Annotated in this window: 10 protein-coding genes and 1 tRNA gene; 5 read left to right on the top strand and 6 right to left on the bottom strand. The window is 64.7% G+C overall.

Annotated features, from left to right (window positions below; genetic code table 11):
• Positions 1-93: 93 nt before the first annotated feature.
• Positions 94-585, bottom strand: coding sequence for a MarR family winged helix-turn-helix transcriptional regulator (locus tag IG98_RS0143245; protein ID WP_245651958.1), 492 nt, complete (start codon positions 583-585; stop codon positions 94-96).
• A gap of 102 nt (positions 586-687) precedes the next feature.
• Between IG98_RS0143245 and IG98_RS0143240 the strand changes: the two genes are divergently transcribed.
• On the top strand, positions 688-1,251 hold the full coding sequence (locus IG98_RS0143240; protein WP_030926235.1) for a YceI family protein: 564 nt from the start codon (positions 688-690) through the stop codon (positions 1,249-1,251).
• 273 nt (positions 1,252-1,524) lie between these two features.
• Positions 1,525-1,614 (top strand) — tRNA-Ser (locus IG98_RS0143235).
• An 89-nt stretch (positions 1,615-1,703) separates the two neighbouring features.
• Here the strand turns inward: IG98_RS0143235 and IG98_RS52970 are convergent.
• The 4 genes from IG98_RS52970 to IG98_RS46155 form a co-directional block, all read right to left on the bottom strand.
• Positions 1,704-2,123 (bottom strand): tyrosine-type recombinase/integrase, encoded by a 420-nt coding sequence (locus IG98_RS52970; protein WP_211264376.1) that lies wholly within the window; start codon positions 2,121-2,123, stop codon positions 1,704-1,706.
• A gap of 420 nt (positions 2,124-2,543) precedes the next feature.
• Complete coding sequence (locus IG98_RS0143225) at positions 2,544-2,744, bottom strand: helix-turn-helix domain-containing protein (RefSeq protein ID WP_030926231.1); 201 nt, start codon at positions 2,742-2,744, stop codon at positions 2,544-2,546.
• A 1-nt stretch (position 2,745) separates the two neighbouring features.
• Positions 2,746-2,967 (bottom strand): hypothetical protein, encoded by a 222-nt coding sequence (locus tag IG98_RS54720; protein WP_342666906.1) that lies wholly within the window; start codon positions 2,965-2,967, stop codon positions 2,746-2,748.
• Entirely contained in the window at positions 2,968-4,344 is a 1,377-nt protein-coding gene (locus tag IG98_RS46155; protein WP_342666905.1) for a replication initiator, read from the bottom strand.
• A gap of 255 nt (positions 4,345-4,599) precedes the next feature.
• On the opposite strand from IG98_RS46155, the gene IG98_RS0143215 reads away from it, so the two are divergent.
• The 3 genes from IG98_RS0143215 (at position 4,600) to IG98_RS0143205 (ending at position 6,580) form a co-directional block, all read left to right on the top strand.
• Complete coding sequence (locus IG98_RS0143215; protein WP_030926229.1) at positions 4,600-5,166, top strand: DUF6461 domain-containing protein; 567 nt, start codon at positions 4,600-4,602, stop codon at positions 5,164-5,166.
• A gap of 162 nt (positions 5,167-5,328) precedes the next feature.
• Entirely contained in the window at positions 5,329-5,925 is a 597-nt protein-coding gene (locus tag IG98_RS0143210; protein WP_084196086.1) for a hypothetical protein, read from the top strand.
• 160 nt (positions 5,926-6,085) lie between these two features.
• Entirely contained in the window at positions 6,086-6,580 is a 495-nt protein-coding gene (locus IG98_RS0143205) for a hypothetical protein (RefSeq protein ID WP_157594881.1), read from the top strand.
• Between the two features lie 375 nt (positions 6,581-6,955).
• Here the strand turns inward: IG98_RS0143205 and IG98_RS0143200 are convergent, their stop codons facing one another.
• Entirely contained in the window at positions 6,956-7,792 is an 837-nt protein-coding gene (locus tag IG98_RS0143200) for a nucleotidyltransferase domain-containing protein (RefSeq protein ID WP_084196085.1), read from the bottom strand.
• Positions 7,793-8,057: the final 265 nt, after the last annotated feature.

The following is an 8,057-nucleotide window of genomic DNA, read 5'->3' as shown; positions in this document are numbered from 1 at the left end:
GTACGCATCCGCGGCGAGAAGGGCATCCGCTGGGGCGGACGCCCTCTCAAGGCCGCAGCCTGACAAACCCGGCGAACCAATGCGGTCACGGCACTAGCCATGCGAAGACGGGACGGACTCGGTTTCCGCCCCCGCGGTGGCACACGGCCGTACAGCGTCGCGAATGGTTCTGAGGGTGTCGAGGAAGGTGCTGAGCTGCTCGGGGGAGAGCAGGCCGGTGAACCAGGTGTCGATGTCGACCAGGTGCCGGGGGAGGATGCCGCTGAGCCGGTCGGCGCCGGCCTCGGTGATGACCGCATAGGAGGCCCGCCTGTCGGTGGCGCACGCCTGCCTCATGGCCAGCCCCTCGCGCTCCAGCCGGTCGACGACCCGGGTCATCCCGCTGGTGGACAGGCTCGTCTGCGCCGCCAGATCGCTCATTCGCAACCGCTGCCCCGGCGAGCGCGCCAACCTGATCAACGTCTCAAAGTCGATCTCCGAGAGCCCCGCGGCCGCAAAGGACTCTTGCGTCTTGGCTGAGATGCCGGCGTAGACCTCTGCCAGGAGGCCCATCGCCGTCAGCCGGGAGTCATCAAAGGGGATCACGTTCACACTCTATCCGAAGGTAGTTGACGAGAGGAATATTCCTCGTGTAGAAATCTGTTACTGCAATCATCTACTCGGCAACCTTCTCTTCGGGAGCACAGCATGACCACTCGGACCTGGGAGAACCTTCAGATCCCGGCCGCCGGAACCTTTGCTCTGGATGTCGCCCACACCCGGATCGGCTTCGTCGTCAAGCACATGATGGTGAGCAAGGTCCGCGGTCACTTCGGTGACTTCTCCGGCACCGTCACCATCGCCGAGAACCCCCTGGACTCCTCCGCGGAGGTCTCGATCAAGACCGCGAGCATCGACACCGGTGTCGCGGACCGCGATGGCCACCTGCGCAGCGACGACTTCCTCTCCGCCGAGAAGTTCCCCACGCTCACCTTCCGCAGCACCCGTGTCGTCGGCCACTCCGGTGACGAGTTCACCCTTGTCGGGGACCTCACCATCCGGGACGTCACCAAGCCGGTCGAGCTCACCGTCGAGTACGGCGGCGCCGGCACCAACCCGTGGGGCCAGGATGTCTGGGGCTTCTCGATCACGACCGAGATCGACCGCGAGGAGTTCGGCCTGACCTGGAACCAGGCGCTGGAGACCGGCGGCGTCCTGGTCGGCAAGAAGATCAAGATTGAGATCGAGGGTGAGGCCAACCCGGCCGCCTGATCTCCGCCACCACTCGGCCCCCCTCCCGCCCTTTCGGGCGGCGGGGGACCCTCAGCGTGTCCGCTTGTTGAGATATGGCGTCTCACAAACCGGGAATCCACAGGATTCCCATCGAGCCCAGCTGGGGGACTTCCCAGTTTGTCCACAGGGGCGGCGAAAGTTATCCACCGCCTGTGGACAACTTTCTCCCAACCCTTGCCCGCGACGTGATCACCAACCGCTTTGCCGCCTCGCCGGATGGCCGGTACTCTGTCCTGAGCCGAACGGTTACCAGGAGGCTTCGCCTAGTCAGGTCTATGGCGCCGCACTGCTAATGCGGTTTGGGTTTACCGCCCATCCGGGGTTCAAATCCCCGAGCCTCCGCAGGTCAGAGGCCCTCTCCCGAATCTTGGGAGAGGGCCTTTTTTGATCTCCAAGGGCGTCATAGTTGCAGTCCTAGTCGCAACGAGGGTTCAGGACTCCCCCCAGAGCGCCGAGGCCAGGCGTTCCCCGGCATCGCGCATGAGCGGTGTGGACACATGTGCATAACGCTCGGTCGTGGTCACCCTCGTGTGGCCCAGAACCTCCTGAACGACTCGGATGTTCACACCCTGCTCGATAAGAGGCGTCGCGGCCGTGTGTCGAGCGTCGTGCACCCGCACGTCCCGAACCCCGGCCTGCTTGAGGATCGCCTTCCACACCTTCCAGTCCTCGGTGCGCTCGATCGGGCCGCCGTGGCGGGTGGCGAACACAAGGTCGTGATCCTCCCAGCGATCCCCCGCCTTGAGACGCTCCGCGGCCTGGATCTTGCGGTGTGCCTTGAGGAGCGCGAGCAACTCGGGAGGGCATTGAAGGGTGAGCTTGCTCCTGCCCTTTCGCTGGCGGAAGACGATGCCCCCGCCCGTGCGCTTCGGGCACCTGTCGGCATGACTCGTACAGTCCTTGAGACAGGTCCTCTTGAAGCAGGTGTGCCCCTGCTTCTTGCAGCCCTCCTTGCAGCCGGGTCTTGGACCGGTAGTCGGTCAGGGTACGCGGCGCCATCTTGCCGGAGATCACGAGCCGCTCACAGATCACGTCGAGATACTCGGTCATCCACTCGGCGACGGTGGGCGCACGGCCGGGCTTGGTGACCTGTCCGGACTCCCGGTTGTTCTCCAGCTCGCTGACCTTGCGTGTCACTTCGGCCTCAGTCCTGGCCATCCGGTGACGACGGTCAGGGGAGCCGTCAGGTTTGATACCCAAGGTGACCCAGCCGTGCCAGTAGCCGTCATTACCGAGGTAGATCGAGGACCGGCCGTCCGGCTTCTTCGCCATCACGCCGCCTCTTCCTGGGAGAGCCCTGCCTTGGCCTCCAGTGCACGGGCGAACTCGTGGAGCGCCCACCGGGGGACCAGCCGGTATCCCTCGTCCTTGATTGACTTGAGTTCGCCGGTCTTGATCAGTCGGAAGACGGCCGTACGGCTCATGCCGAGCATCACGGCGGCATCCTTGGGCCGGTAGAACAGTGGTTCCATGTCAGGCCGCCTCTCCGATTGCCGAAAGATCCTCGATCGGTCGTCCGTCCGCTCTGGCTTGGAGTTCGATCAGGCGTGCGCGGGTGCGCCGGCGGTTGGCGACTTCGCGCAGCAGTCGTTTGGCCAGCGGGGTGCGGTTGGGGTCTTTGGAGGAGACCGGCCGCCAGATGTAGCGGTGCGGGTCGGTGACGGTGTCGTCGGGCAGGCCGAGCATGTCGAGCACTCAGGCCCGGCGGTCGGCCTTGTGTTCGCGCAGGGTCTTGTTCGACCACTTACGGGAGACCAGGATGCGTCGTCCAGCGTAGCCGAGGTGTTCGGCCTTGTGCGCCTTGCCCCTACACCGGCCCGGCAGCATGCCCGCTTTGGCTTCCTTGGGTTGGATTCCGTACCGCAGCCAGTTCGGGCAGGTGGGCGAGCAGGGTTCGTAGCGCAGCGCCTCGACCATCCGAACGGCGTGGTCACGACGGGCCTGGTTGTCTTGGTCGTTGAGGTCGAGGGGGTCGCCGAGGTTCTTGGTCAGGTATTTGGTGAGGTAGCCGATGCGCTTGTGTGCGTCCGGCGATCCAGCGACGATGCCTTGAACATCGACCTGGGGGCCGAAGCGGACCACGTGCAGCGGTTCGGCCGTCTCGTCGGTGTCGAGTTGGTCGAGTGCTTCGTCCCAGGTGGGTAGCAGTTCCCCGGTGGCGGGGTCGAGGTAGTCGCCGCTCTGTCCGTCCGGGTAGGTGGCGCCGTCGCCCAGGTCGGCCCGTTCCGTCCAGATGGGCAGGTGGTCACCGTCGAAGCGGACTTCATCGACCGAGGGCCACCACACCTGGTGGTACGTGGCGGCGGCGATGGCTTTGATCTCCGCGCGGGGCATGGTCCCGCGGATTGCCATGTGCGGATGCGGCGCGAATCGTTTCTGTGGTTCGACGGTGGCGAAGTATTGGACGTCGTAGCCGGCCACCCGGCGCAGGTTCTGCACGAAGCGGTCGACCAGCTTGGAGAAGTGCAGGGCGTCGCGGGCCGCCGCTGCGTAGTCGTAGGTGCTCGGATCGACCAGTACGCCCAGGCCGGAGCGGATTTTGCCGTAGGAGGGCAGGGTGAGGGTGGCGAACAGTGACGGCCGGTAGACCCTGCCGTCGGGGGCGATGAAGGTCCGGCCGAGGGTGGTGTCCTGCTTGGTGCGCTTGGGCAGGTCCGGGGCATCTTGGCGCCGCCTCGTGGAACGGGAACGCTTGGGGGCCGTCCGCCCGCCCAGGACGTTTCCCCGCATCCCGGCGGCGTTGATCTCGGCGTCGATGCCCGCGATGGCCTCGTCCCAGTCGAGGGTGTCTTCCCCGTCCCGCTCGGCCTCGTCGCGCTTGGCCTGCACGTCGGCCCGGAACTCGATCAACCACCGCTGGTCTTCGGTGGAGGGATGGGGTTCGGCGACGGGTTCGGCCTCCAGGTGCTGGGCCTTACGCAGCTGCTTGTTGCGTTGAGCACACGGCGGGCACTTGGCTTCCTGGGTGGCCCCGCAGGGGATGTTGAACGACTCGACCGTGCCGGTGTGGGTGTCCAGGCGCCGCAGTTCGAGGGGGCGGATGCAGACCCCGTTGAGCTTGGCGGCTTCCACCGCGACCTGGGCACCAAGGCGACGAAGGGGCAGGCGTTTCCACGCCCTTCGCGTGCCCGTCAGGAGGGTGACCAAAGGGAACTCACGGGGAATCACGGATACTCGAAGCACTCCCCTGCAGGTCAGCGTCTCCCCAGCTCAGCGACCAGATGCGGTAGAGACTTCCCAAGCTGATAGTGCATGAACTGTAGGAACGAGGCTGTCGGACCGCCCTGTCATGATCACCGTGATACGGCCCTTACGGAAGGCACATGGATGAGCGGCGCGACGGCGGCGACCTACGAATGGCTCTACCGGGAGTTCACCGACGATGAAGACAGCACTTGGCTCTATGCAGGCTTCGTGCAGAGCATGTCTCCCGAAGAAGCCCTGCAACGGATCAACGTCACCCCAGGTACACCGTGCGAGTCCGGATTCGGTGTCGCGGCCTATGCCGCCCGTGGTGGAACTGTCCTGATCGAGCACGGCTGGGCGGGGATCATCTTCCATAAGGTTGGGCTGCTATCCGCAGGAACAGCAGCAGCCGCGGTATGCGCGACCCTTAACAGCAACGGTTTCACCTACTGCATCGACGGCCAGATGATCACCACCTTTGGCCTGTACAGCTATTGTTTCCGGGAGGGCGGTGACCCTGACCGGCTCCAGGCCGACGTCGGAGATCTTGACCTGCCTGTTGACGACGAGGAGCCGCAATTCGCTGGCAACCCCGTCTCCAGCGCTCTCGCCCTTGCCGAACGAGCCACCGGTGTTCACCTATCCCGTGCTCGGTACGCCGGTCACGCTCTAATAGGATCAACTGATCACCTCGACCCTTATCGATGAGGAAACCACACCTCAAGAAGATCCGGAACATGCACGGAATGATCTCGGCTGGCCTTGACCGGCGGACCGCAAGAGCCCAGGTCACTACACCACACGACTCATGAAACGCCCTCCACTTCTAATCCGCAGGTTCTGGACTCGGGTGCCTGTCATGATCAGGGCGTGGATTCCCGGGACTCTCCGCTGTACAAGGCTGTCCGGTTCTGTCTCGCCGGCACCCGCATCGAGGAGGTTACTGCCAGAGCTGCCGGGGTTATGGAACGCCTGAAAGACGACGACTGGGAAGCGGCCCTCATCCTCCTCGAAGATCTCGGCGACGCTTGTCCGCAACCGCCGAAGTTCTGGGGCCTGCTGGCCGACGCCGCACGCCTGCTATGGCTTCAGCAAGAAGTCAGTTGGTACGAGTGGCGGCGCAGCGAGGCCCGGAACGGCGCTCTCCGGGCTGAACTCTGCCTCTTGCCCGCCGGAGAGGGGGGCCGCAAGGTGCCGGTACTTCCCGGTGAAGTGCTTCGACCCATGTGGGATATCGGACAGCGCACGCCTGAGGGCGAGCTTTCGGTCAGTATCGCCTTCCTCTGGGTGGAGGGCCGTACTCCGCTGAAACCGGGCGAGTGCGCACCGGTGAGACTCCTTCCCCTGACCCCCGAGCATTGGCGGCATCTCAAGCCGAGTGATGTGATCACCATGCACGAGATGCGACCACCCTCCGGAACGGCCCGCGTCATCGAGGTCATGCCGCCCGTGATGGCCGCTCCCTAGTTGCAGTTCTAGTTGCAATCCAGCGCCGTCCCATGTCGTTCCAGACGGACCGGCGGTGCCCGTTGGTCCAGGTTGAACCGATCGGGACGGGCAAGATCAGAGCTGCTAATGCGGTTTGGCTAGCATCCATGCTTGCTGGACAGACACGATGGGGGACGGCGTGATGATCGTGCAGCGGATCGTGATCCGGTGGACCAAGCAAGCGCGTGGCGCCGAGGAGGCCACGCGTCGACGCGAAATTCCCTCGGCGTTCGAATTGCCGCCGATGCCCGACGCGCCGCTGATCGTCCACGATCTTCTCGCCGACGAACAGATCGGATACGCGCCCACCATTGCGGTCGACAGTCATTCATTCCCAGCGCAGCTCAACGGGCTGCGGTTCCAGCTGTCTGGAGCAGCGGTTGAAGTGGAGCGAACCCCGGTATGGGCCGCGTATCCGACCAACCGTCACCCCAGCCGGGTGTTCCTGCTCCACCAGGGAGAGCGTGCGCGTTACCGGGCCAACTTCCGCTTCAGCGGCTATAGCACCCAGTGGTACTACGAGCAATGGACCGTCAACATCGCTCACGAGCCATGGCGGCGCGACCTTTTCCTGGCAGAGAAGGTGGACCACGATAAGGACGAGCGAGTCTCTTTGTACGGCGGGTATCGCTGACCCACACGCGACATACGTCAGGACGCGTGAGCCAGCCAGGCACCCGCGCTACGCCCACCCCGCCTTGTCGGATCAACCGATCATCTCGGCCCTTACCCGCGACGAATCGCACCTCACAATGATCCGGAACATGTGCGGAATAACCTCAACCAACCTTGATCAAAAGGCTAGGAGAGCCCAGGTCACAGCACTCCACGACGCATGGGATGCGCTCCACTTCTAATCCGACGGTCGCAGACATCCGCTCTGCCTGAGGTGTCAAGCGGCGACCAGCCAGACGGGCATGCGGCTTGGGCGCCGGTCCCGCCCACGCGCGCCTGGTCCCCGTCGATGGGCGTCGGGTGACAGTCCGGGAAGGTGGCGCGCGGACTGCGGTCAGTGGCCGACGGCTGTCTGTACCTCCCCTAGCAGGGCGGCCACATCGGCGACGGTCCGCTCGATCTGCTGCGTTGACTCGCCAACGTGGCCAAGCAGCCTCTGCGCCCGTGCGGCGAAGTCCTGCGGAGCTATGGGCAGACGGTCGGCCGAGGCCACCATGCCCTTCTCGTTGATCAGCCACTGGCCTGCGTGACCGTGCAGTGCCTGGCAGGCGACGCCGATGGCGCGAAACAGGCAGCCAGCCGCATAAGCGGGGTCGGTGCCGGCCGCTCCGTACCGCGCCAGTCTCACGGAGAAGTCGGCCTCCCACAGCCCGTCCACCAGCGCAGCGCTCAGCGCCACAGGGTACGCATGGGTGCTTTCCCGCAGGTCGGTAAACTCCCCGCTGCGATCGGCCAGCACCCGGCACAGTGCCACCTCGCCAGCATAGGAGTGGGAGTAAAAACCCAGCGGATGTCCGGCCTGGACTCCGACTTCATAGCGGCCTTCCTGGCAGTCGGCCCAGACCCGGTGGACCCGGTCCAGGTCGCGGTAGATCCAGTCGACTCGCCAGCCATCGATGGTCAGCCAGCCGCCGCCGTTGACCCATGGTCCCCAGCCACCCGGCGCGGTCATCTCGGCCCGTTCGCCAGCCTCCTGCACGGCCAGCGCTCGCAGCGCCGTCACGTCCAGATCACCTCGGTAGTACAGCCCCAGATCGATGTCCGAATCCGGGCGGTGCGTGCCACGAGCCCGACTACCGCCGAGCACAACCGCGACCACCCCGGGGATCTCTACCAGTCGCTGTGCAAGCGCCCCCAGCGCCACATCATCCACAAGTGCATATTTGATCACACCCGATATCTCCGCTTACCCCGCTCTCTCGCGGGGCTACTTCGACAGTTGCATTTTCCGTTGCAGTTCAGGACCGTTCAAGGCCGTCCAGGGTGGACCACGCACACCCGCTGACCTGCAATGAACCGTCCGGAACGATCTCAGGTCGATCTTTTAATCCAGGATCGGGTGTGTCCAGTTAACGGTGTAACTCGGTTTTGAAATTTTTCTATCGAGAACTCGGGGACAGGCGACCTTCGAAGGTGATCGCGAAGGCGTTCAACGC

This window comes from Streptosporangium amethystogenes (assembly GCF_000721075.1).
GTDB lineage: Bacteria > Actinomycetota > Actinomycetes > Streptosporangiales > Streptosporangiaceae > Streptosporangium > Streptosporangium amethystogenes.
The sequence above is the reverse complement of the archived record's forward strand: the minus strand, read 5'-3'. Positions and strand labels throughout refer to the sequence as shown.

Coding starts and splice junctions, on each gene's coding strand:
- IG98_RS0143225 (WP_030926231.1), bottom strand. CDS start 2,744: ATGGAACCACTGTTCTACCGGCCCAAGGATGCCGCCGTGATGCTCGGC.
- IG98_RS0143215 (WP_030926229.1), top strand. CDS start 4,600: ATGAGCGGCGCGACGGCGGCGACCTACGAATGGCTCTACCGGGAGTTC.
- IG98_RS0143240 (WP_030926235.1), top strand. CDS start 688: ATGACCACTCGGACCTGGGAGAACCTTCAGATCCCGGCCGCCGGAACC.